This window comes from Saccharolobus solfataricus (assembly GCF_900079115.1).
In the GTDB taxonomy this organism is placed as follows: Archaea; Thermoproteota; Thermoprotei_A; order Sulfolobales; family Sulfolobaceae; genus Saccharolobus; species Saccharolobus solfataricus.
This window is the reverse complement of the sequence record NZ_LT549890.1, coordinates 1,334,634-1,357,049: the sequence shown is the minus strand read 5'-3', so window position 1 is coordinate 1,357,049 and position 22,416 is coordinate 1,334,634. Positions and strand designations below refer to the sequence as shown.

General features: G+C 36.7%; 17 protein-coding genes, 4 pseudogenes and 1 CRISPR repeat array. Of the genes and pseudogenes, 5 read left to right on the top strand and 16 right to left on the bottom strand.

Features of this window, described 5'->3' with window-relative positions:
• The first annotated feature begins 50 nt into the window (after positions 1–50).
• Positions 51–1,012 (top strand): annotated as a pseudogene (locus SSOP1_RS07450) (transposase).
• 609 nt (positions 1,013–1,621) lie between these two features.
• Positions 1,622–1,849: pseudogene (locus SSOP1_RS07440) on the top strand (IS110 family transposase); the annotation flags it as partial.
• 73 nt (positions 1,850–1,922) lie between these two features.
• Here the strand turns inward: SSOP1_RS07440 and SSOP1_RS07435 are convergent.
• The 7 genes and pseudogenes from SSOP1_RS07435 to SSOP1_RS16990 all read right to left on the bottom strand — a co-directional run.
• Positions 1,923–2,435 (bottom strand): annotated as a pseudogene (locus SSOP1_RS07435) (IS256 family transposase); the annotation flags it as partial.
• Between the two features lie 161 nt (positions 2,436–2,596).
• Positions 2,597–3,016: a hypothetical protein gene (locus SSOP1_RS07430; RefSeq protein ID WP_010923384.1), complete on the bottom strand. Its 420-nt coding sequence runs from the start codon at positions 3,014–3,016 to the stop codon at positions 2,597–2,599.
• 51 nt (positions 3,017–3,067) lie between these two features.
• Positions 3,068–3,610, bottom strand: coding sequence for a hypothetical protein (locus SSOP1_RS07425; protein ID WP_048054218.1), 543 nt, complete (start codon positions 3,608–3,610; stop codon positions 3,068–3,070).
• A 443-nt stretch (positions 3,611–4,053) separates the two neighbouring features.
• Positions 4,054–4,931, bottom strand: a pseudogene (locus tag SSOP1_RS07420) (IS5 family transposase).
• 206 nt (positions 4,932–5,137) lie between these two features.
• Positions 5,138–5,872: a PIN domain-containing protein gene (locus SSOP1_RS07415; protein WP_010923381.1), complete on the bottom strand. Its 735-nt coding sequence runs from the start codon at positions 5,870–5,872 to the stop codon at positions 5,138–5,140.
• A gap of 237 nt (positions 5,873–6,109) precedes the next feature.
• The gene (locus SSOP1_RS17290; protein ID WP_162268489.1) at positions 6,110–6,262 is read right to left on the bottom strand and encodes a hypothetical protein; all 153 of its coding nucleotides are present in this window, start codon (positions 6,260–6,262) and stop codon (positions 6,110–6,112) included.
• 53 nt (positions 6,263–6,315) lie between these two features.
• Entirely contained in the window at positions 6,316–6,471 is a 156-nt protein-coding gene (locus tag SSOP1_RS16990; protein WP_158011700.1) for a hypothetical protein, read from the bottom strand.
• Between the two features lie 288 nt (positions 6,472–6,759).
• Between SSOP1_RS16990 and SSOP1_RS07410 the strand changes: the two genes are divergently transcribed.
• Complete coding sequence (locus SSOP1_RS07410; RefSeq protein WP_010923988.1) at positions 6,760–7,725, top strand: ISH3-like element ISC1439A family transposase; 966 nt, start codon at positions 6,760–6,762, stop codon at positions 7,723–7,725.
• 865 nt (positions 7,726–8,590) lie between these two features.
• Here SSOP1_RS07410 and SSOP1_RS16985 read toward each other — a convergent pair.
• Both SSOP1_RS16985 and cas6 read right to left on the bottom strand, forming a co-directional pair.
• Positions 8,591–8,761 (bottom strand): CRISPR-associated protein DxTHG, encoded by a 171-nt coding sequence (locus SSOP1_RS16985; RefSeq protein ID WP_014511649.1) that lies wholly within the window; start codon positions 8,759–8,761, stop codon positions 8,591–8,593.
• A gap of 559 nt (positions 8,762–9,320) precedes the next feature.
• A CRISPR array of direct repeats spans positions 9,321–13,264; the repeat unit is 25 nt; unit sequence GATTAATCCCAAAAGGAATTGAAAG.
• A 56-nt stretch (positions 13,265–13,320) separates the two neighbouring features.
• Positions 13,321–14,106, bottom strand: a complete 786-nt coding sequence (gene cas6, locus SSOP1_RS07405; RefSeq protein ID WP_009988407.1) for a CRISPR-associated endoribonuclease Cas6 — start codon at positions 14,104–14,106, stop codon at positions 13,321–13,323.
• 201 nt (positions 14,107–14,307) lie between these two features.
• Between cas6 and cas1 the strand changes: the two genes are divergently transcribed.
• Both cas1 and cas2 read left to right on the top strand, forming a co-directional pair.
• Positions 14,308–15,210, top strand: coding sequence for a CRISPR-associated endonuclease Cas1 (gene cas1 / locus SSOP1_RS07400; protein WP_009988404.1), 903 nt, complete (start codon positions 14,308–14,310; stop codon positions 15,208–15,210).
• A 1-nt stretch (position 15,211) separates the two neighbouring features.
• Entirely contained in the window at positions 15,212–15,517 is a 306-nt protein-coding gene (cas2, locus tag SSOP1_RS07395) for a CRISPR-associated endonuclease Cas2 (RefSeq protein ID WP_009988403.1), read from the top strand.
• Positions 15,518–15,673: 156 nt separating this feature from the next.
• Here cas2 and SSOP1_RS07390 read toward each other — a convergent pair whose 3' ends face one another.
• The 7 genes from SSOP1_RS07390 to crn1 form a co-directional block, all read right to left on the bottom strand.
• Positions 15,674–16,318: a CRISPR-associated endonuclease Cas3'' gene (locus SSOP1_RS07390; protein ID WP_009988400.1), complete on the bottom strand. Its 645-nt coding sequence runs from the start codon at positions 16,316–16,318 to the stop codon at positions 15,674–15,676.
• A complete protein-coding gene (gene cas3 / locus SSOP1_RS07385; RefSeq protein ID WP_009988399.1) occupies positions 16,315–17,961 on the bottom strand; it encodes a CRISPR-associated helicase Cas3' in 1,647 nt (548 codons plus the stop codon). Before cas3 ends, SSOP1_RS07390 begins: the two co-directional genes overlap by 4 nt.
• Positions 17,958–18,929, bottom strand: a complete 972-nt coding sequence (locus tag SSOP1_RS07380) for a hypothetical protein (RefSeq protein WP_009988397.1) — start codon at positions 18,927–18,929, stop codon at positions 17,958–17,960. Before SSOP1_RS07380 ends, cas3 begins: the two co-directional genes overlap by 4 nt.
• Positions 18,914–19,705: a type I-A CRISPR-associated protein Cas5a gene (cas5a, locus tag SSOP1_RS07375; protein WP_009988394.1), complete on the bottom strand. Its 792-nt coding sequence runs from the start codon at positions 19,703–19,705 to the stop codon at positions 18,914–18,916. The genes SSOP1_RS07380 and cas5a overlap by 16 nt, the downstream gene beginning before the upstream one ends.
• Entirely contained in the window at positions 19,706–20,641 is a 936-nt protein-coding gene (gene cas7a, locus SSOP1_RS07370) for a type I-A CRISPR-associated protein Cas7/Csa2 (protein ID WP_009988393.1), read from the bottom strand.
• Between the two features lies 1 nt (position 20,642).
• Entirely contained in the window at positions 20,643–21,131 is a 489-nt protein-coding gene (csa5, locus tag SSOP1_RS07365) for a type I-A CRISPR-associated protein Csa5 (RefSeq protein ID WP_009988390.1), read from the bottom strand.
• A gap of 738 nt (positions 21,132–21,869) precedes the next feature.
• Complete coding sequence (gene crn1 / locus SSOP1_RS07360) at positions 21,870–22,403, bottom strand: CRISPR-associated ring nuclease Crn1 (protein ID WP_009988389.1); 534 nt, start codon at positions 22,401–22,403, stop codon at positions 21,870–21,872.
• Positions 22,404–22,416: the final 13 nt, after the last annotated feature.

Below are 22,416 nucleotides of genomic sequence, written 5' to 3'. Positions count from 1 at the left end.
GGACGAGATGAACAAGAAAAGGTTAAAGCGAGGGACTCCATAACTCCGTTATGCAAACCATACAAGTATCCAAAACGGAGCTGAAGTCCCTCGCTATAACTTTAGCAACAAACAATATTAACGTTATCTCTCAAGATCTAGACTTGGAAATAGTGAAAGCAGCACCATCCTTGCTAACCGGAAACAGAGGAAAATACTACTTGAAGGTAGTAAGACAAGGCGAGAAAGTAATTAGTAAAGGTCAGAGAACCTTCAAGTTCTACCCAATCTACAGAGAAGTAAAGGGAGAGATCAACGTAGTGTAGATGAGACCGGATTAACCGTGGGAGAAAAGGAACAAGAAAAAGCAGAGGGCTTTCTACTCTACAACTGGAAGAGAAAAGGAATAAAGATGAGATCCTTGGACCTCGTATATCCCTTAAGGTTACCCCTCCTAGTGGAGATAGCAGATTTGAGAAGCGACAGTCCATCACAGTTCCTACTCAGGAGCGTGATGGAAGTAAGCCAATACATGGAAATAGATTACGTTGTAGCTGACGCCGGATTCTTGAACCTAGGGGTCATCAAGGAAATGCCCGTGAAGACCATTGTGAGAGGAAAGTCGAACTTGAAGGGATTCAAGGAACTATCTAACGTTCCATTAGTTGAGAAGAGATACGAGGTTAAGGACAGGGTTTACGTTGCGTATAGGGTCTTGAAATTTGAAGGGCTTTATTATTACGATGTGGTTTACGTTAAGGGAAAGCCGAGGCACTTTATGTTCGTGACGAACTTCGAGGGAGATCCCTATGAACTGGCTGAACTCTATAGGTTGAGGTGGCAGGTTGAGGAGGGTTTCAAGGTTAGGAAGGCAAGGATAAGGTATGTTAGGAAGTTGAGTAATAAGATCTTCTTGTTCCTCTATTACACGGTTCTGGATTCTGCGTGGAATCTAGTGAATCATCTTCTCTTTAACTTCAAGTCCACGTGTAAGAAGGGTTTGTCCTTCGATTCATTCGTCAAGCTTCTCTAACTTTCTCGGTGTTCAGAGGAGACTATGCACGTCGTTTTCACCACGTGAGAAAAATTCAGAATTCTCCTCTTATTATTAGAATTGTACGCTATATTTTTTGCAAATTACCTTAACATGTTATGTTTCATAATAATTTTATTGTTTTTCTCTATATCAATCTCTTTTTGAAAGGGCTAATATTATATCTTTCATATGAAATAATTTGGTGAAACACCACTGGTTTTCTTTTAATATACATATCCTTAACTATTCAGACTTATTCGAGTGTTCTTCTATATTTTGTATTGGGAAATATTAATTTCTCCTTCGCATCTCCTACGGGGAATTCACGCAAAACTAGAGAACTAGTAAAAACAAGTATTACAAGAGAAAAACAAATAAGCAAGGAAGGAGAAAAACAACATAAGCCCAGTCGCAACATGGGGATAAAAACCCCAGATAATAGGCTGGCTGTGAAGCCCCTAGAACGATCTAACAAGAGGGGACAAAACCCCGAGTAGGAGTGCGCAAGTAAATTTTTCTAGGGGCTGAAGGTAGTTAATATTATGCGAGAAAAACGTGGTATTATGATAGTAAAGAATATCTCGCATACACGAGTAATATTCTATCATGGAAAGTGAGATTAAGACAAGGGGTTTCGCAATAGACGTTTCAAGGGACAAGTTGACGGTAGCGAAAGCTGAACTTGTAATAACGCAAGAGAAAAGGGAAGTAGAGGTCAACGAGGTGAGGGAATTCAAGTACGACAACGAGGGAATAGAAGAACTAATCAAATTCCTTGGCGAATATAAGGAAGGGATAATGGAGTCAATCGGACCGTACTTCTTCTACCTACACTAGTGCTTTCAGAAAGTTTATAGCTTTAGGCAAAGGATATACCACTAGATCATAGTCTTAAGAACTTTTCCAAAATACTAACGCATTTCCCATCAACTATTACATACTTGAAATTGCCACTCACTTCGATCTGAGGCATCCAGAGCTTTGCGTTCAACTTACCTCCCAGCACAGAATAGACCAACATCAAGGTCGCGAAGACCTTCCTCTCCTTCCTCAGCAAAGTCTCCTCCACTTGAGTCTTCACCCTTCCCTTAATCCCGTAAAGTACGGGCAACTCCACCGAGATCCACTCTAACTTGTAAATGACTTCTCTCCCTTCTAACATGATCTTAAACCCCTTCAAGAACCTGTACCTCGCGTAACCCTTCCTCTTCACCTCCTTACCCCTCCGGTAGTTGGGACTCCTCTTCTCAGCCTCCTCCAAGGCCATCTTCTCGATCTCTTGGACCGATTTGTTTAATAATGCGTCATCGGATAATATCTTGGGGGCGAGTGTGAGGGTTAAGCTCTGTCCGGGTCCCTCTATGAGCTCCTTTAGCTGAATGCCGTAGAGGGTTATCTCATTCGCAGTTAACAGGTCCATGATATTACCTAACGCTCGTCCCTTATTAGTATTACCGAAAATGTAGAATCAATTATTCTTATCTATTTTTAGAGAAACAAATTGAAATCGCAGTGGATCCGTGAATCGCCCTTAACTTACGTATTTTAACTATTTAACCTCTTACTGTTTCAAATAATGTCTCAATGAATAGAGGGTAAACGAATTGTATATGTTCTTCTATCTTTAAAGTCGTAAACGTAAAGGTTCTCTACATCAATAATTATGGGATCAGTAAAAACGTATTCCTTTGCTCCTCCCCTACTTTTTCCTTTTGGCGTCACAATGCCTACATACTTAACTTTAGAAAATAACTTTTTACTCATGGAAATGGGACCAATTCTATATCGAGGAAGCTTAGATAGGGCTAACATTTTCACAGCAACATTTGGGTCATCAGTAAACAAATTTGTCAAATATGTACCCTTTGGATTGTAAGACATAATTACTCCTTTCTCGATTACGAATTTTAACTCAGCCTCAGTCGTATATCTGAAAAGAGAATCAGTTTCATAAATTATTGCCCTCCTAGATCGTTGATAAAATCCGCTAGTAGACATCATTAAAGATTAAAAAGAAACATATTTTAAATCTATTGGAAAATTATATCCCTTTTACATTAAGGGGAATTTAAAGTCCCTTTTATTCACTACTTTTATTAAATTATTATAGCATTCCCCTAAGTCCAAGAGGTATTTCGTCTGAGACTTACCCTCTCGCTTGTCTCCATTCACGCAATGAAATAATCCCTTCTCAACAATTCCTTCCAAATTAACGAAATCACTTTCCTCAGGAACCTCGTGATGGAGCCACCACATTGCATACACTTCATATGATAGCAAAGTAGGTTGTTCTATCGGAGATGGAGTAATATTATCAAAAGTAATCGAAAAGTAATTTTCACGTTCCTTCATGACACGTTCTTCCTCCTTACCCTCAAGCTCATCAACGGGTAGCGGTTCGTATTCACCAAATACAACAGTTATCCTTCTCTGATCAAAGGGAAAAACATCTAGATATATGTAATTATAACCTAAAGACATTAATGAACCTTCAAATCTTTTGAAAGCTTTTTCCAATTCATTAAACATCCTCATCACTTTAGGCTCACTACTCACCCAAGCCCAGAACTCAAAGTCATCAGTTATGTAAGCCATTATATTATACTTTACTTTTACAGGTATTTGTACCTTGTGGTTCACGCAAAGGATTAACAATTAATTTTCTAACTAACAAATATCCTTGGGCTACAATAGTTTATATCGACACAGTAACCCCAATGTTCGGGCAACTAGGTGGAGCAAAAAATTATTGAAAATACCAAATTCAAAGTATAGCCCCTTAGATCTTACCTAACCCCTTTGAAATATTGTTGAAAACACCATTCCGATTGTATCTATCTTCGATATTTCACATAAAAATTAGTATGTAATACTTTAAGCCAATATACTTCAATGTCGGATTTTCAATAATAGCGAGCTAACATTTATCCACCTTTTTAAGCTACTTTGTTGATTCGTTCAATTTGTCTCATTAAAACGATATTGTATAACACTAATTTTTTCAGTAATTAATATTTATTTCAACGTTCCTCTCAAGCTTACACCCTAATGCCCGGAGCCCTACCGACTACAGAATTCGCCAAGTGAACCATCCACGCGTAAGCCCAGAACTTGAGCTTAGCCTCAACTACTTGCCCAGCAAAACTTGTCTAACCGATTCCCCAAAAGTACGCTTCACAGAGAACAAGGACTCGACCCGCCACCTAACGCCATAACCCTTCTCCTCCCTCCAACGATCATAACCCAACTTCCTAAACTCCCGCACAGCCTTACGTCTAGCAAGATGGCGTTTAGTAGAAGCGTTCTTCTTGGGAGGAACTACAACCTCAACTCCGGTCTTGTAAACCTCATTGGCGTCATATGCCTTATCTCCATAAAACTTCTTTCCCTTATCTTGAAGATCCTTAACTGTTTTTACACTTTCAACCTCGTTGCTAGTGACCTCAGCGTTTACCACGTTGAATTCGTTATTGTCCATTACTATCTCGATCTTGAGGAATTTTGAATCCCTAGTCTTCCCCCACTTGGCAACAATATATTGTCCTCCCGTGTTTGTGCCAATGCCGGTAGCGTCTGCAATTACTTCAAGTTCGTCACTTGCCTCGGGGAAGGTTATGTTCATGTTCCTCACTCTCTCCCATATTGTTGAGTAATCGAGGCTTGTGGGGATGATCTTCAATTGTTCTAAGGCTCTCAATACTCCTTCTATTGCTCTGTAAGGTAGGAAGATGTGTAAGAATGCTAGGAATTCGTTGAACTCCTTCGGAGCTTTATACTTTGTCCTAGCGTTCCTGTTCTCCTCTGCTAATAAGTCCCACCAATGTTCGAATACGTAGAAGGGGAACATCAACTTATATCTAGTTATGACGTTCTCGTCGTACTTGCTCCAGTCCCTCTTGTACTTACTCTTTCCCATAGGTAATACTTAAACGAATAATTTATAAACTTTTTGTACAATTCTGAAGCAATCCACAAAGCATTTAAGCAAAAAATCTTTATAAAAGAGTAACTAACGCAATACTTCATCTAACCTCACCTATTTTTCAACTCTTATAACTCATTTTCCTTATACGCATGATATACGTATTTATCTTTATAAAAATTCATCATTTTTACTACTAACTAAATCATTTCATAAAGTTTCTCTATTAATTTCGCATAGTTAAATTCCTTATTTAACGTCTTTATTCTTGAAAACCCTTCCTTGGTTGGATCAGACTCAATTTTGATTACTTCTTTATCATTAATAGTTATAGTTAAGTCCCTTCTTGCATAATCGTATTTTTCCATATACTCCCGCCTATTACTAGCACATAATAGTAATTCACTCATATTTCCCGAATCACTCTTCAAGGTATTAAGAAAAATGACGTTAACACCAAGCGTTCTAGCTCTCTGTTTCAGTTGCCTATCAGCAGTAATTAACGTAACCTTTTCAGGTATGTTTTCCTTAATCTTTCTAGTTTCTTCAATTAAAGGAATATCGCCACTCTTATTATACTCACTTACCGGAGGACTTTTATGTAAATGTCTGTAAGAGTACATTCCCAAATAGAAGACTATTATTTCTTTTCCCATTTGCGTTAATTTAGTCCTCTCCGACAACTCGTTGTACACACTTTTAGAAGCCAATAGCCTATCCTTTGTAAGATAACCTAGTCTATTACCCAATTTGATGTAAACGCTAGTATCAGCTATGAAAAAACCATCAGTATTTTGTATCTCTTTCTCTTCTTCAAACTTTTTAAACCCAGACCTAATCATACAAATGTTTAAAAGTTCGTCATTTGTACTACTGCCCCTTGCCAAATCAAATACACTTTCATTACCGAATTTAACATCTGCATTTCCGTGCATGGAAAGAAGGTTGTAAAGTGCAGTTAATCCCTCACTATCTAGTGACGATACGCACTCATCCCCCTCACACTTTCTAGTTAATGGGGGATCGTACTCAACTTTCCTCCCTTTCCTTATATCATAAACTTTTATTTCTGAGAGGGGTACATAACCAAAAACGTTAGTATTTTGGAAAAGTTCTTAGACTATGATCTAATGGTATATCCTTTGCCTAAAGCTATAAACTTTCTGAAAGCACTAGTGATACCCTTTACGTTCATCTTTTAGATATGCATATCTGACTTCATCTGCTTGGACGTAGTTGCTTCCTATAATAGCCATGTATTTCCTTCCTGGTGTAATATCTAATACATTTATTTTTTCATTTGATATTTTATTTTTCCAGTCCAATATATCATCTCCCAAGACTCTTTCTACAATTTCAGCGTTTATATTGAGAATTTTTACGCATCCTTCATTTTTGTTACGAAGTCCGGTTTGGTATTAGCGTCTTCCCTATAGATCCTTATTTCATCCAGCTTAATCCCTGTGAAAATCTCAGTCATTATAGCGTCAACTGTAGTAACTGACTTATCTGAGCCTAAAGTGCCAAGAATCATAATATTTTATTGGTTTCCCAACTTAATAACTCTTCAGTGGTGTTTCACCAATTTTACTCAAAATGATACAATTTCTATGGAAGAGAAAAATATCAGAGCGGAGTTAGAAAAATCGGCTTATTTCAACACAAGAAGCAAAAAATTTTCATATTTGTTGAAGAAACTAACAGAAAACGAGTTTATATATAAAGAGTAATACCATTTGTCTAGTATTATCAATAGAGGAAAGTAGGTGGAAGGACGAGATGAACAAGAAAAGGTTAAAGCGAGGGACTCCATAACTCCGTTATGCAAACCATACAAGTATCCAAAACGGAGCTGAAGTCCCTCGCTATAACTTTAGCAACAAACAATATTAACGTTATCTCTCAAGATCTAGACCCGGAAATAGTGAAAGCAGCACCATCCTTGCTAACCGGAAACAGAGGAAAATACTACTTGAAGGTAGTAAGACGAGGCGAGAAAGTAATTAGTAAAGGTCAGAGAACCTTCAAGTTCTACCCAATCTACAGAGAAGTAAAGGGAGAGATCAACGTAGTCGCTGTAGATGAGACCGGATTAACCGTGGGAGAAAAGGAACAAGAAAAAGCAGAGGGCTTTCTACTCTACAACTGGAAGAGAAAAGGAGTAAAGATGAGATCCTTGGACCTCGTATATCCCTTAAGGTTACCCCTCCTAGTGGAGGTAGCAGATTTGAGAAGCGACAGTCCATCACAGTTCCTACTCAGGAGCGTGAGGGAAGTAAGCCAATACATGGAAATAGATTACGTTGTAGCTGACGCCGGATTCTTGAACCTAGGGGTCATCAAGGAAATGCCCGTGAAGACCATTGTGAGAGGAAAGTCGAACTTGAAGGGATTCAAGGAACTATCTAACGTTCCATTAGTTGAGAAGAGATATGAGGTTAAGGACAAGGTTTACGTTGCGTATAGGGTCTTGGAATTTGAAGGGCTTTATTATTACGATGTGGTTTACGTTAAGGGGAAGCCGAGGCACTTTATGTTCGTGACGAACTTCGAGGGAGATCCCTATGAACTGGCTGAACTCTATAGGTTGAGGTGGCAGGTTGAGGAGGGTTTCAAGGTTAGGAAGGCAAGGATAAGGTATGTTAGGAAGTTGAGTAATAAGATCTTCTTGTTCCTCTATTACACGGTTCTGGATTCTGCGTGGAATCTAGTGAATCATCTTCTCTTTAACTTCAAGTCCACGTGTAAGAAGGTTTTGTCCTTCGATTCATTCGTCAAGCTTCTCTAACTTTCTCGGTGTTCAGAGGAGACTATGCACGTCGTTTTCACCACGTGAGAAAAATTCAGAATTCTCCTCTTATTATTAGAATTGTACGCTATATTTTTTGCAAATTACCTTAACATGTTATGTTTCATAATAATTTTATTGTTTTTCTCTATATCAATCTCTTTTTGAAAGGGCTAATATTATATCTTTCATATGAAATAATTTGGTGAAACACCACTGATAACTCTTTAATTTCATGCTTGAGAGTAAATTAAAACTCCTCAAAGGATTTCAACAACTCTAAAGAGATCTAATCCTTAATCACGTTGCATATCAGAACTAGTTATCAAGGAGATCAATGAGGTTTAGGAATATAGCCAACAATTTTGTTAATTCAGTATAAATCATTTAAAGTATAAATCTAGTTTCAATTCATCACAAGGTCTATCTGTCAATAAAGCAATGACGTTGTAATTTTATTTTTATTCGAAAGTTTTTATTGTTAATCGGAGAATTTAAAATAAGAGACGTTAAGGAATTTTAACTAAATTTTAAATGAACGGGAAATTGTTGATCACACTCAAGTTTAAGGTCGCTTTTATTTTGCTTTCTTGTTTCACCCTTGACCTTCGGTTAGAATAACGATATTGCCAACTCCGGTATTTGGTACAATTTCTCATTTAGAAAATTGTCCATATAATTTAATGAGTTATACTTTCTGAGACTTTAAAGGACAAACTCTCTTCCTAATATACGGAAAGGTCTTTATGTAATTTTGGAAACGTTGTTGCCCTTTAGACTATAAGCAAATATATATTTTTCATGTAAACTGTCACATTACGTTTAATCGCTTGTTTATAAACTTCGCCAGCCTTTTGCATATCCTTTACCAGATATCTGGTAATAATGAAATTACTTTAATGGGAGATAATATCTTGTAAAAGAAATGGGCTGTGAAGAACGAATAGTCACTTTTCTCTCCGTAAATGTATTTAACTACGTTATATCCCGATACGTCCCCAGCAATGTAAAATAGTAACCTATTTTGCGATAACATAATAGACGTTCTACAAAAATAATTAAAAGTTTTACTCATAGATTTCTGGCATTAAACTCCCTTTTATATATAATTTATCCTCATAATTATCTATATACCGTACGTTAATAAAAAGTAATTCTGACGTTAAAAAGATTTTACTTTATCAGCCTTAGTGAAATTAGGAAATATTACGTATTTAAAAGTAAGTTTAAAAAGATAATTATACGTTGCAATGAAAGAAAGATGAAAGGAGAGCGATAAGAGATAAAAAATATTTTTCGATATGATACGAAATCAGTGAAACATTATTATCAAATAGAGAACTTCAAACTTCGTTTTTATGAAGTTGTTTAAAAGTGTGAAAGTTCGAGTCTCAATGCGACCGAAACGAATCTTTCTATAATAATTGAACGTTTATAAATGATACCCAATGTTTCAATTTAACATAAAATCCTTGCGACCAGAAATTGTTAAATTAATTACAACTAAAATTGGTCGCATGAAGAGTAAAGGGTAGTCATGAAGATTTATAAGTAAGAAAGGAGAAAAGAAAAATAGGAAGTATAAAAACACAACAGATTAATCCCAAAAGGAATTGAAAGCTACTCTAGAGAAATTGGGGGGCCACCATATGGACATTGATTAATCCCAAAAGGAATTGAAAGTTAGTCTTCCTCTTGGCGTTGCGTATCTTTATTCGGATTAATCCCAAAAGGAATTGAAAGTCATCTACGGTTGCAAGTTCCATAGCCAAGTTGTCAAGGATTAATCCCAAAAGGAATTGAAAGAGTATCATTATATCAAAAGATGTGAGTGATACATTAGGATTAATCCCAAAAGGAATTGAAAGGGCTGGTGTGGAGTAACAAATCCTGGAAATGCATACTTGATTAATCCCAAAAGGAATTGAAAGAAAAATTCGACTAGGTAATCTCCAGGCGCAGTTTTCGATTAATCCCAAAAGGAATTGAAAGCACATCATATCCTGGTAGTAGTGTTGATTTTCAGCTCAAGATTAATCCCAAAAGGAATTGAAAGCTTTTCACCACCGCTCGGTTCTTATTGATAAATGCGTTGATTAATCCCAAAAGGAATTGAAAGAGCATATGGATTGAACAAAATCGGTGACCCGGACGCACGATTAATCCCAAAAGGAATTGAAAGCCGATTTGCTTTCTGTCCCTGCCCCTCGAGTCCAGATGGATTAATCCCAAAAGGAATTGAAAGGATTTTCAACTATACTTCACCAACAAATCACTGATGAAGATTAATCCCAAAAGGAATTGAAAGTTTCTATTTGAAGTTGATTTACTTTAATTTCTTCTTTGATTAATCCCAAAAGGAATTGAAAGTTCAAAGTAGACATCATTTCATCAGAGATCTCTTTCATGGATTAATCCCAAAAGGAATTGAAAGACATCAGGGGATGCAAATCTATCCAGCGTCCACGATATTGGGATTAATCCCAAAAGGAATTGAAAGATTTTATCATAAAGATCTCCCCTTGTATATTTCTCTATTGATTAATCCCAAAAGGAATTGAAAGTTTGCAACATTTTTTATATGTTGAATTCTCCTTGCCAAAGATTAATCCCAAAAGGAATTGAAAGATTTGATGATATCGTCAAATTGTATAGAATTTCTGGATTAATCCCAAAAGGAATTGAAAGTCAGATTCTGGCAGTTGATCCACAAATTTCCTAATTGATTAATCCCAAAAGGAATTGAAAGATTTCTTCCTTTGTGACTGTACTATACAGATCCTTGATTAATCCCAAAAGGAATTGAAAGAACACTTCTTCTTCTACTGTCACCATCATGTTACATCATGATTAATCCCAAAAGGAATTGAAAGGTATATTTCAAACCTGGAGATAGCGCAATTGCAATTGTCTTAAGGATTAATCCCAAAAGGAATTGAAAGCCTTCTATGAGAAGTTTAGTGGTGAAGTGATGCACAGATTAATCCCAAAAGGAATTGAAAGCTTTTATCTTCTAATTCCACAATTTTACATTCTTCCGATTAATCCCAAAAGGAATTGAAAGGACTACTAAAGATGTACCACGATTTAGATAAGATGCAGAGGATTAATCCCAAAAGGAATTGAAAGTCATTGCATAGCTGTCTAACAGTTCTAATAGATCTTCGATTAATCCCAAAAGGAATTGAAAGCAATATTCATCAAATGGCATCATAATTTTCAATTTCCGATTAATCCCAAAAGGAATTGAAAGATTTCTCCACTCATCTTTTCCACCTCCATTATATATCTTGGATTAATCCCAAAAGGAATTGAAAGATAATTATTCAAGATGCGATATTGTTTCAAATTTTGATTAATCCCAAAAGGAATTGAAAGAAACAACGCAGCAAAAACGAAGAAGATAACGACATAAGATTAATCCCAAAAGGAATTGAAAGGCAAGGGGTAGACCCGCGACCTGTGGGGCACGCACCCGATTAATCCCAAAAGGAATTGAAAGATGTGTCCGTTCGGTGCGATGTATATTTGTACGTCTTTTGATTAATCCCAAAAGGAATTGAAAGGCGTTTCTCTCAGTGGAACTCAAGGGCAGACAATTAGATTAATCCCAAAAGGAATTGAAAGCCCGAATCCATTAGGTGTAGTTGGAACGAAATATATTATGATTAATCCCAAAAGGAATTGAAAGTTAACCAAAATACACGTTTACCCAGATGGCACGCTGGCTAATTGATTAATCCCAAAAGGAATTGAAAGTTGATAGTCACAGCACCTGGGTCTCCATGATATAATGATTAATCCCAAAAGGAATTGAAAGGTTCTAGGCCCTCCACTTTTCACGAGAAAATAAATATCAGATTAATCCCAAAAGGAATTGAAAGAATAAACTCTTTGCTTTGAACGGCCACTTTGTGGATTTATGATTAATCCCAAAAGGAATTGAAAGACATAGAAGATGTTAGCCTTTGAAATGGTTTAGCTAATGATTAATCCTAAAAGGAATTGAAAGAATGATATTGCATGGTTCAATAACTATAGAGAAACGGCGTGATTAATCCTAAAAGGAATTGAAAGCTTTGTGTAAGTGATCGCTTGTACTCGCAATCTTAGCTTGGATTAATCCTAAAAGGAATTGAAAGTTACTTCTGATGGCATCCTCAAATCTCGCAATTAGTGCTGATTAATCCTAAAAGGAATTGAAAGATAAATACTTAAAGACAATATACAGACCATTACCGATTAATCCTAAAAGGAATTGAAAGAGAACCACACTATATCACTAGCCGAACCGGCAATATTAACAGATTAATCCTAAAAGGAATTGAAAGTTACATTCAAATGTTCCATCACTGGTGAAGTTTTGTTGATTAATCCTAAAAGGAATTGAAAGCTTACCGTAATATCAGTGTTAATGATCATGGTCTCACTCGATTAATCCTAAAAGGAATTGAAAGTTTATTTTCGTTATTACCAAATCACTAATATTTAATATTGGATTAATCCTAAAAGGAATTGAAAGTGTAATACTTGAAATCTCCTGCAAACTTTTTCCCTCTGGATTAATCCTAAAAGGAATTGAAAGTCACCATACACCTCTTCTAACACTTCCTCGAATGGATTTGGATTAATCCTAAAAGGAATTGAAAGATCCATGCTGAGTTCAACTACGATGAACTGATGCATGGATTAATCCTAAAAGGAATTGAAAGTTCTCATCGTAAGGCTTGAAATATATTTTAACACTAGGATTAATCCTAAAAGGAATTGAAAGTATCTTCCCTTATAACGTATGTGGCGTTGGGGATTTTACGATTAATCCTAAAAGGAATTGAAAGTTAGAACTTGCTGATATGGGCATGCTTTCTATTACCCTTGATTAATCCTAAAAGGAATTGAAAGATATTATCGAAATCAACTACTCCACCAATATTAAACATTTTGATTAATCCTAAAAGGAATTGAAAGCCATTATTCGGTACAGCGTTTAACTGTAACACTATACTAGATTAATCCTAAAAGGAATTGAAAGCCATTATTCGGTACAGCGTTTAACTGTAACACTATACTAGATTAATCCTAAAAGGAATTGAAAGCGCCTACAACAACAACAACTACCACCACTACCACGGATTAATCCTAAAAGGAATTGAAAGTGTACGGGTTGGAAGAGACTCTGAATGAGTTTCTATTACTGATTAATCCTAAAAGGAATTGAAAGATTCTGTCAAAGTATATTACCAGCTTTATTGAAGAATCGATTAATCCTAAAAGGAATTGAAAGATATCTTTTTGGTTATATATTCCAAGTTTCACTTGGTGATTAATCCTAAAAGGAATTGAAAGTCAACTTATGCGCAATATGACAATGGAGAAAACGTATTTGATTAATCCTAAAAGGAATTGAAAGTTGACAAATATGATATCATAATAGACGCAAGAGGTGTAGACGATTAATCCTAAAAGGAATTGAAAGTTTTGTGTCATCAAAAGTTCATTTAACTCTATCTTCAAGATTAATCCTAAAAGGAATTGAAATTACGCAATAGAGTCTAAGTAAAATAATCCTCATTAGAGTGAGAAAATAGCGTTTCATTAACCATTAAGTGATTTTACTTCTACCTCTCCAAAGCCAATGTTCCTACTCTTTCCCACGCCGAAGTAATTTACGTAATCCAATAGCCTCCTAATGTTCTCCCTTATCTTACTGCCTTTTCTAGCACTCAACTCAAACACAACCCATCCCACAAACCCCTTATTGGGTATGTTTCCGTAATAAGCAGTCATAGGTCTTATCCTATAGTTCACCTCTCTAAAGTAGTATAACGTCTTACTACCAGTAACTCCAACGATCTTCTTATCCATATATCTATTCCAGTGGGAGGCTATAGAGTAGAAGAGGAGTGGAACGTAAGGGAATAACACGTATCTGTTCTCTTTTCTTTTCATCCTAGGCCTAGGGGGTTGTAAAAGCGTAGGCGTCTTGAAGTGAACTCTGTAAAATCTGGCGTCCTCTGCCATGACGTTTTCCTTTACTGAAACGTTCACCAACTCTACGTGAAAACTAGTGTTATAAATTTCCCTATTGACACTCTCAACCCTTATTACCTCCTTTACCACATCCTCCAATAGAGTGTTTACGATAAAAGTGTAGGTGTTCTCTGCCTTTAGCACCACTTTACTCTTCCCATTTGAGTACAAGGGTTTGCCTTGGTCCTTTACAACAGTTATCCTCAAGGGTTTGTTCGGCTCCTTGCTCTCTATAATCTTCGAGTACGTGGGGGAAAAGGATAAGAATAACGTCCTACTGAGCTTAGAAGAGAAGGGTGGAATAATTACGTCATTTGAGGGTTTTAATCGAAATGTAAGTGTGTAAATCACAGTATATTAAATGGATTAACGTAACTTTAAACTTAACTCGAAATAGTGGTTCATAAGGTATCACAGAGAGAGTTTTCAAGGTGTTATAAACGGAACTGTGACTGTATCTGCCGAAAACCAAAACAAAGGAGAAATGTATACCTAAATTATAGTCTTGAACTCCTCATAACTATTTTTAAAGAGGTAATACCAAATTTACCTATGGATAAGAAAATAGCGTTCGTTAAGGATTATGGTGCCTATTTAAAGGTTGAGAAGGGATTAATAACCTGTAAGATAAAGAATCAAGTGAAGTGGTCCATTGCCCCTACAGAACTCCATTCCATAGTCGTTCTAACGAACTCCTCCATTTCATCTGAAGTGGTAAAGGTCGCAAATGAGTACGGAATAGAAATAGTTTTCTTCAACAAACATGAACCCTATGCAAAGCTAATCCCTGCGAAATACGCCGGTTCATTTAAGGTTTGGCTGAAACAGTTAACTGCTTGGAAGAGGAGGAAAGTCGAATTCGCAAAGGCGTTTATTTACGGTAAAGTTCACAACCAATGGGTTACGTTAAGGTATTATGAGAGGAAATACGGGTATAATCTAACGAGTCAAGAGTTGGATAGATTGGCTAGGGAAATCACGTTCGTTAACACTGCTGAGGAGGTGATGCAAAAAGAGGCTGAGGCTGCTAAGGTTTATTGGAGGGGAGTTAAATCTTTACTGCCTAAGTCCTTGGGATTTAAGGGGAGGATGAAGAGGGTTAGCGATAACTTAGATCCCTTTAATAGGGCCTTGAATATAGGTTATGGAATGCTGAGGAAGGTCGTTTGGGGGGCAGTGATATCAGTTGGATTAAATCCGTACATAGGGTTTTTACACAAGTTCAGGAGTGGTAGAATATCGTTAGTGTTTGACTTAATGGAGGAGTTTAGGAGTCCCTTTGTTGATAGGAAGCTAATTGGATTAGCGAGGGAGAGTGCGGATAAGGTAACTGACTTGAAAACAGTCTACTCTTTATTCTCTGACGTGAAGGAGGATGAGATTTACACTCAGGCTAGAAGGTTAGTTAACGCTATACTGAATGACGAGGAATACAGACCATACCTAGCGAAGTGAAATGGCAATGCTTTACCTAATATTTTACGACATTACTGATGATAATCTTAGGAATAGGGTTGCTGAGTTCTTGAAGAAGAAGGGGTTGGATAGAATACAGTATAGTGTGTTCATGGGGGATTTAAACTCGTCTAGGCTTAAGGACGTTGAGGCTGGATTGAAAATAATTGGCAATAGGAAGAAGCTTCAAGAGGATGAGAGATTTTTCATACTTATTGTTCCAATAACTGAAAATCAATTTAGAGAGAGGATTGTGATAGGTTACTCTGGAAGTGAAAGAGAGGAGAAAAGTAACGTTGTGTGGTAGTGGGATTCAGTTTCATGGTTAGTAGATTTTATACTTCCTTAGACTTTAAAGGTTAAGGTCAGCATAAATCAAGTCATAAGTTATGAGTTCAAATATGATCATTATCCAATTTTACCTTGCCCTTTATAACTTAAGCAAGTATAAAAAACTAATCGATTATTTAACGTTTATCCACTTCTCATATTCCTCTATTATTTTGTTGTACTGATCCCCTCCCCTATTCTTGTTAGCTACAACTGTGTCAGATATCATTAACGGTCCAAGGATTATAACGTATAAGTTTTTCCACTTAATGTTCAACTTTTGAAACCAACTCTTGACGTCACTTCTAGTAACCTTTTGAGGGAAATCCTTTACTTTCACACCAATTTCTCCTAGTATTTCCACGATATCATTTCTACATTCTTCCCTCAACTCGTAAAATGAAGGAATCCTCGTGTAATTCCCCTTCAAGATCATCTCGTTTAACGTTCTACCCTCCATCCCTTGGTGATGGCTCATTGCAGCCAGTGCAATTAACGGTTTTAGTTCTGAATCACAACACTCTCGTAGGATCTTGTAAACGAGATACCCACTGTAAAATTCGTGGCCGAAATAGCTCATATCATAGTATTTAGACGTTTTACCTATGTCGTGAAGGGAAACGCCTATCTCCACGCTCTTCCTCACCGTTTCCTTATCGATCCCAGTCCTGTATGATATAATTGGAATGATATAGGAGAAGTTATCCCTAAAGAAATTGAGTATACCTAAACTGTGTTGTTTGAAAGTTTCCATTCCGTAAAATGCCCAACAAGTCATTTCCTCAACCTCAACCCAGTTTCCTCATCGTAAAGTTCTTTATCTATCTTCAGTGCGTATATTATATAGCGTTTATCTCCATCATAAAAGACTTTCCTATAATCTCTACAAGGTTTTGCTATTTCAACACAAGTTTCCCTTACATTTACCTTATCAACCGCTACCTTTCTCTCCGGCTTGTATTCCTCTACGTAAGCGTAGACACAATCGTTACCCTTAATAGCTATTTTAAGTGCCAAATCTCCGTCAAGTGGAATCAGATCCCTCTCTGAAGCTGGCGTATCATACGCTACGTTTATAACATATGAGTTAGTTAAAGTACAGTACTTATCAAGTAATTTTTCTAAGTCCTCTCTAGTTGCGAATAAGTTCTCCGCTATATTATCTAACTCTCTTAATAAATCAGGGTCTCCTCTTGGAGGCTTTATAACTCTATCTACAATTTCTCCGTAACTTGAAGGTACCTTTAAGGATATGTCGTTTTTCTTACTTTCCAACTCCTTAATAGTGTTTTCAACTTCATCTTTGTCGTAGGGATAATAATTCCCGCTCTTCCATATGTAAAGTTCCCCCTTATCCTTTTTGTTATCTCTTAATAGCCTACCAACTCTCTGTACAATAGAGGTTATTGGAGCTTGTTCAGTTATCATCACCTCAGAGGAAATGTTAACGCCAACCTCAATGACTTGAGTTGCAATTATAATATTACACTCCTTTCTCAACTTCTCATCCCTATCACCTATCTTAAACCTCGAGTGTATTAAGCAAGGAGACAAATCCCTTAACTTTTCGTAGAGCGTAATTGCCTTATCAACAGTGTTCACTATGACCATAATTTTCTTATCCTTGTTTCTCCTAACTACTCCTAATACATCATCCTCTTTATCAAGAAAATTGATGTTTATATCAGGGGCATTTATCTTATCCTCTACCTCTACGCTAGTATACTTCACGCTTCCCACTTCACACTCATAGTAACCTTCACTCACTTTCACACAATTCCTATTTTTCACAGATTCGCCGTACTCGTTTACAACTGCCAATCTAACTACTTTCCGGTTCTCCATCATTCTGATTAATTCCTCCTCCACGCTCTTACTGGGCGTAGCTGATGAGAGTATCATATTCACTCCCACTTTAGATAAGTGCCTAACTGCCCCTAACAGAGAGGTCCATGAATTTCCCTCATTCATTAAGTGGAATTCATCGAAGTGTACTAGAGAAGTGTATATTCCAAATCTGGGCAAATCGTAATGACCGTGATATGAGAAAGGCTCTCCTATTGACGCCTTATACAAGTTTAGTAAGAACGAATCGTAAGTCGTTATGATGAACTTTGCTAAGAAAAGTGGGGATTTTATGTGAGAGGGAGTGAAGGAGTATTGAACTGCAAATCCTAATCCTCTTTCACAAGCTGAATTCTGAATATCCTTTGCCAACGACCTAGTAGGAACAACGTGAATTAACCTACTGAAGTTTTGGGTGGGCTTTAGGTCAATCATTCGGACGATTTCCAAAGAAAGCGTGGTTTTTCCGTAACCAGTTGGGAACGTTAGAATGAAGTTCACGTCTTCACATTCATAATAAATTGAATTATCACGACAGTTGAGAATGTCCAAGACTTTCTGTATCCCTTTCCTCATGTGGATGAGTATACCTCCTCCATCTCGACTCTCATCCTTTCTAATGCCTCTCTTATTTTCTTCACATCCCATGAAGTTAGAGGTGATTGCTCTTCCTTCAAATACGTCTCCCTAGCAATCATGTATGCTACTTCTACCGGTGATAACGTACCCCTAATTCCCTCAAAGATGTAATTTGATACCTTGTTAAGTGAGTCCGGAGATTGGTTAGCTAGACTAGTGATCCTCCTCTCCACACTATCATCATCCACTAAAGTCCAGAAGCGAATTAATGGCCTTAAAGAGGTGTGCGAATTTCTCTCGTATATTTCCGCTCTATGTGTTCCCTCTTTTAATAAGAGGACTTCTTGACAACCTTGCTCATCCAATATAGTTGAGAATATAAGCAATCTACTAATGTGAGATAGTTGAGCTATTAAATTTGATTGGACTCTGAGCTCTTTTTTCTTAGAGGGTTTACACATATCCGACATCACAGTGGTATCTACTAAAGCTAAAACCGTGACTTGTTCTTTAGCTGCCCTATAGCTAACTAGTTGATATTTTCCTAAACTCAATAGTGACAGAATAAAGGACTGTCTGTTAACTCCAATAGTTCTTTTAGATCCTTTTCCACTCCCACTCCAGCCTCCGAACCACTTTTCAGCCTCCATGATTTCTGGGAAAATTAAAGGTAAAAAGTATTCTTCTTTATCCTCTTTAAAGAACTCCTCAACATCACCGTTGAAGACCTTCTCTGCAAGGTTTACTTCGTTTGCGTAGTTCTTTTTATACGTCTTTAGCTTATTGAATACGAGTTTAAATTGGCTCAATTCATTCTTCAAATTGTCCTTAAACTCTTCTTTCCTTTCTATGTTTACTACATCATTATCTATGCTAATCCCAACGTTATTTAAACCTAATAGTTCACTTATTACTAGACTTCTAGCAAATAATCCCTCAGGTGGAAGATTTATTTTGAATACCATTTCTCTAATCCCTCCTTAAAGGTTATCACGTATTTATCAGCCATTTTATAAACCTTGCATATGTCTCCTCTCACGTTACTCTTCTTAACCTTTACCTTTCCTCCTATAAATGGAGTCTTCCTTGGGACTAAGAAATTTGAGAAAACTCCAATACTCGGCTTACTGGAAAGCTCATACACGCTCTTTACGGGCATGTTCACTACTTCAAACTCTTCTGTATTTGTTAAACATTCTGCCGGTATATAGTATATCGTATAAATATCCTCATCACTACTTTCCTCTACGTCAACTACCTTTACATCAGTTATTGTAACTAACGACTCCTTTGTGCCTAATGATATTATTTGCCAACCCAATTTACTCCAGAATTCGGAATTTTCCTTGTTCAGTAGCAATAATATACTAAAATTTACGTTTTCACAGTAAACTTTTCCAAATGCTGAAACTCCAAACCAATCACTTACGTGATCCAAACTTCTATTCTTTGACTGTCTATATGGTACTCTCTCCTCCCTCAAGAGATCTGAATAGGGCATTAGCATATGTTCCTCAGTACCGTAAGTAACCCAGAAGAGATCAGATGAGAATTTATCTATGAACTCCTTAGTACAAGAAACGTTGTTCTTAACAGCGTAATCACTACAGTAACCTCTACTTAACGCACCCAAAATAGTCGTTATGGGAGGAACAATATAAGAACTTCCACCTGCGGAAGTTCTGGGAACTCTAACTGAAAAACCCCAATGGTGAATACCGAAAATAACAACACCTTTCATTTACATTACCGTAAACGCATCTATTGGCGTATTGACGTTACCTTTCTCCTCCTTTAGATAGTACTTTACTACGGGCCGTTTAATATTCAAAATTTTAGCGAAGGAATCCGTTGTAGAGTTAACAAGGTCTATGTATTTCTTAATGTCTCCAGTTACGGGTGGTAGATTGAAAGGCTTCTCTGAAGCGCTAACAAATAAGGCCTCTATCTCCACTATGGGCTTAAATCTAGTCAACTTTGCGCCAAATAGGAATTGCGTTAAAGTTAACATTAAGGCATCTAATGCAGCCTTTTCCCTATCCTTTTTCTTATCAACTTCTTTTACCGGATAGTTTTGTGTCTTTCCTACACTGTTAACGTTCAAGTAACCCGTAAGTACATACGATGCGCTCGCTGTTTCGATATTATATAGGGATTGAATGTTCTCGTTCTTGTATTTGTCCATTAGTTCTTTATTAGCATACCTAACGTGAAATTGGGAAGATATTGTTGAAGCTTTAACTGCATCTATTGCAGGAACCATGTAACTAAAGGCTACATTTGAAGTTCTCTTAACTAGCTTGTTTGGATTCATGAATCCAGCAACATCCTCGACTATATCCTCATTAATGACGCAGAGTTCGTAATCCGACCCTTTTTCATCAGTGCATTTAGTGCCTTCATGAACCTTATCATCAGAACCCCTCTTTATCAATATTCCCTGCTTAGCTAAACTATCTACTGGTAGATTTCTTTGAAGCGCTAGTTCGACTAGATTCATTTGATACCCATGTGCTATCATTTCTCCACTAACTGCTGGCACATATGTTACCGTGTAGGAGTCTTTATCCTTAAAAACTAATGGAGCTCTCCTATGCCTTACGTAGTTCCCTGCAGACTCTACGTTATTTAGATCTTCTACGTTTACCAAATACCTAACGGAGAAGGATATCCACATATTATTCACCTCCAACTGCAAGTGAGGCTAAAACTCGAGCGTATTGAATATTTGAATCCAATTTATCAAAAAATTCCTTTATAACTGACTCATTAGGTGTAATAAGTGTAGCGTACTTATCATTTACCACAAGGGGAGAAATGCAGTACTCACTAGATTTATCAATCTTGTAAATTGTATACCGATAAATACTGGGAAAGTTTTGGGGAATCTCATCCCTCTTAGCTACGACTAGACAAGGGGCTTGAGCAGTTACCGGATTTTTCGGATCATCATAAATAACAATGCTTCTACTAGATGAGGAGGAAGTATAAGAAACGAATTCTCTCAATGCCTCTGACAATACATCCTTTATTTGCTTCGGATCAATGGAATATATTAAGGGATCTATGTAGCCAAACCTCCTAAGCACAACGTAAAACCTCAACATCTTTATTAATGTCCAAAACCTTTTCGAGATAGTTTCCGCAACTGGTTCTGACGCTTCCATAGAGAATCATTTGTATTTTCCAATATTTAAATATTGCCTATTATTTAAACGTTTTGTATTACGAAAAGAAACTTCACATGTTGCGATAATTACGTTACGTTATTTTTCCTAATATGCGAAAAAGTACAGATAAAATATTTACATAAGCCTCATAAGTTCATTAAATAACATATACAACATCAAGTAGTAAAACAAACCTTGATTAAAGGATAAAAGGAATTGAAGTAAAAAGGACTTTTCGTAATAATATTATGAGAAAAGTTAAAACATTGTAACAATTTATACTTGATTAAGTTATAAAAGGGTAAGGTAAAATTTGGATAATCATCACGTTTGAACTCATAACTTATTATTTGACTTATGCTGACCTTGACCTTTAAAGTCTAAGGAAGTATAAGTCAACAGATCAACTCAAAAAATCCTGGTACGCTAAAAAAGTACACCGTATTACACTCTGTCTTAGCGCTATTTTTCCAACACTTTGAAAACCACTTACCTCTTTACCAAATTCTTTTCAAATTGTATTACGCCAATTTTTTCCTTTGCATATCTAACAATACGACTATCAGCTATAATAGTAGCCCTTTTCAAATATTACGTGAAACCTCAAACAGAGCTTTCAAGGAATTAACGCTTATGAATATACGCTGTATTTCTCCCTATATGGATCCAAGAACGTACTAAAATCTAGCGATAGACCATCCTTTCTTGCTGCCATTATATCTAATATTTCTATTTTTAGAAAAATATTATAGTCTTAGCCTTAGACGACATCAAATCGCAGAAGTAACTTAGACACTGCCCCTTGTTATAAACTGACAATGCCTTACCCTTCAGTTCCTCATACCTCTTATTCATTCTAATGTAATCGTCTTGATCAATAATAGTTGTAACCAAGTGAGCCCCAACATCCCTTGCTGTCAATACTGCAGCTGCCGTAATTGCCTTTCTTCCTCCAGAGAAGTCCAAATAATCTCCAGTACTCAAAACCTTCCTAACAGTTTCCCTAACAGTTATGAAATCTTGGGGAAAGGAAATATCGTCAAACGGTAACGACACTTCCTTAACGTTAGTGAAATCCAAACAACATAGAAGAATAGTTTTCAGGAAATAATAGCTCTCAGTCACCTCTTCAGTCCTTATTACGACAAGCTCATTAACCTTGATTTGCTTAGCCTCAAAAGGAGCTACGTAATTTCCAGAGATCAAATTATCCAAAGTCTCAGCTATCCCTCCCGGAGACTTACCCAAAGTTGCGACTAGCTTTACCATAGTTGAAATGAAT

Excerpts from the sequence above, each read along its gene's own strand:
- SSOP1_RS16985 (WP_014511649.1), bottom strand. The coding sequence starts at position 8,761 with ATGTTATCGCAAAATAGGTTACTATTTTACATTGCTGGGGACGTATCG.
- crn1 (WP_009988389.1), bottom strand. The coding sequence starts at position 22,403 with ATGGTAAAGCTAGTCGCAACTTTGGGTAAGTCTCCGGGAGGGATAGCT.
- cas5a (WP_009988394.1), bottom strand. The coding sequence starts at position 19,705 with ATGAAAGGTGTTGTTATTTTCGGTATTCACCATTGGGGTTTTTCAGTT.
- SSOP1_RS07415 (WP_010923381.1), bottom strand. The coding sequence starts at position 5,872 with ATGCACGGAAATGCAGATGTTAAATTCGGTAATGAAAGTGTATTTGAT.
- cas3 (WP_009988399.1), bottom strand. The coding sequence starts at position 17,961 with ATGAGGAAAGGGATACAGAAAGTCTTGGACATTCTCAACTGTCGTGAT.
- cas1 (WP_009988404.1), top strand. The coding sequence starts at position 14,308 with ATGGATAAGAAAATAGCGTTCGTTAAGGATTATGGTGCCTATTTAAAG.
- cas7a (WP_009988393.1), bottom strand. The coding sequence starts at position 20,641 with ATGTGGATATCCTTCTCCGTTAGGTATTTGGTAAACGTAGAAGATCTA.
- SSOP1_RS07390 (WP_009988400.1), bottom strand. The coding sequence starts at position 16,318 with ATGACTTGTTGGGCATTTTACGGAATGGAAACTTTCAAACAACACAGT.
- csa5 (WP_009988390.1), bottom strand. The coding sequence starts at position 21,131 with ATGGAAGCGTCAGAACCAGTTGCGGAAACTATCTCGAAAAGGTTTTGG.
- SSOP1_RS07380 (WP_009988397.1), bottom strand. The coding sequence starts at position 18,929 with ATGGTATTCAAAATAAATCTTCCACCTGAGGGATTATTTGCTAGAAGT.
- SSOP1_RS07410 (WP_010923988.1), top strand. The coding sequence starts at position 6,760 with ATGCAAACCATACAAGTATCCAAAACGGAGCTGAAGTCCCTCGCTATA.
- SSOP1_RS07430 (WP_010923384.1), bottom strand. The coding sequence starts at position 3,016 with ATGATGTCTACTAGCGGATTTTATCAACGATCTAGGAGGGCAATAATT.
- SSOP1_RS16990 (WP_158011700.1), bottom strand. The coding sequence starts at position 6,471 with ATGATTCTTGGCACTTTAGGCTCAGATAAGTCAGTTACTACAGTTGAC.
- cas2 (WP_009988403.1), top strand. The coding sequence starts at position 15,212 with ATGGCAATGCTTTACCTAATATTTTACGACATTACTGATGATAATCTT.
- SSOP1_RS07425 (WP_048054218.1), bottom strand. The coding sequence starts at position 3,610 with ATGGCTTACATAACTGATGACTTTGAGTTCTGGGCTTGGGTGAGTAGT.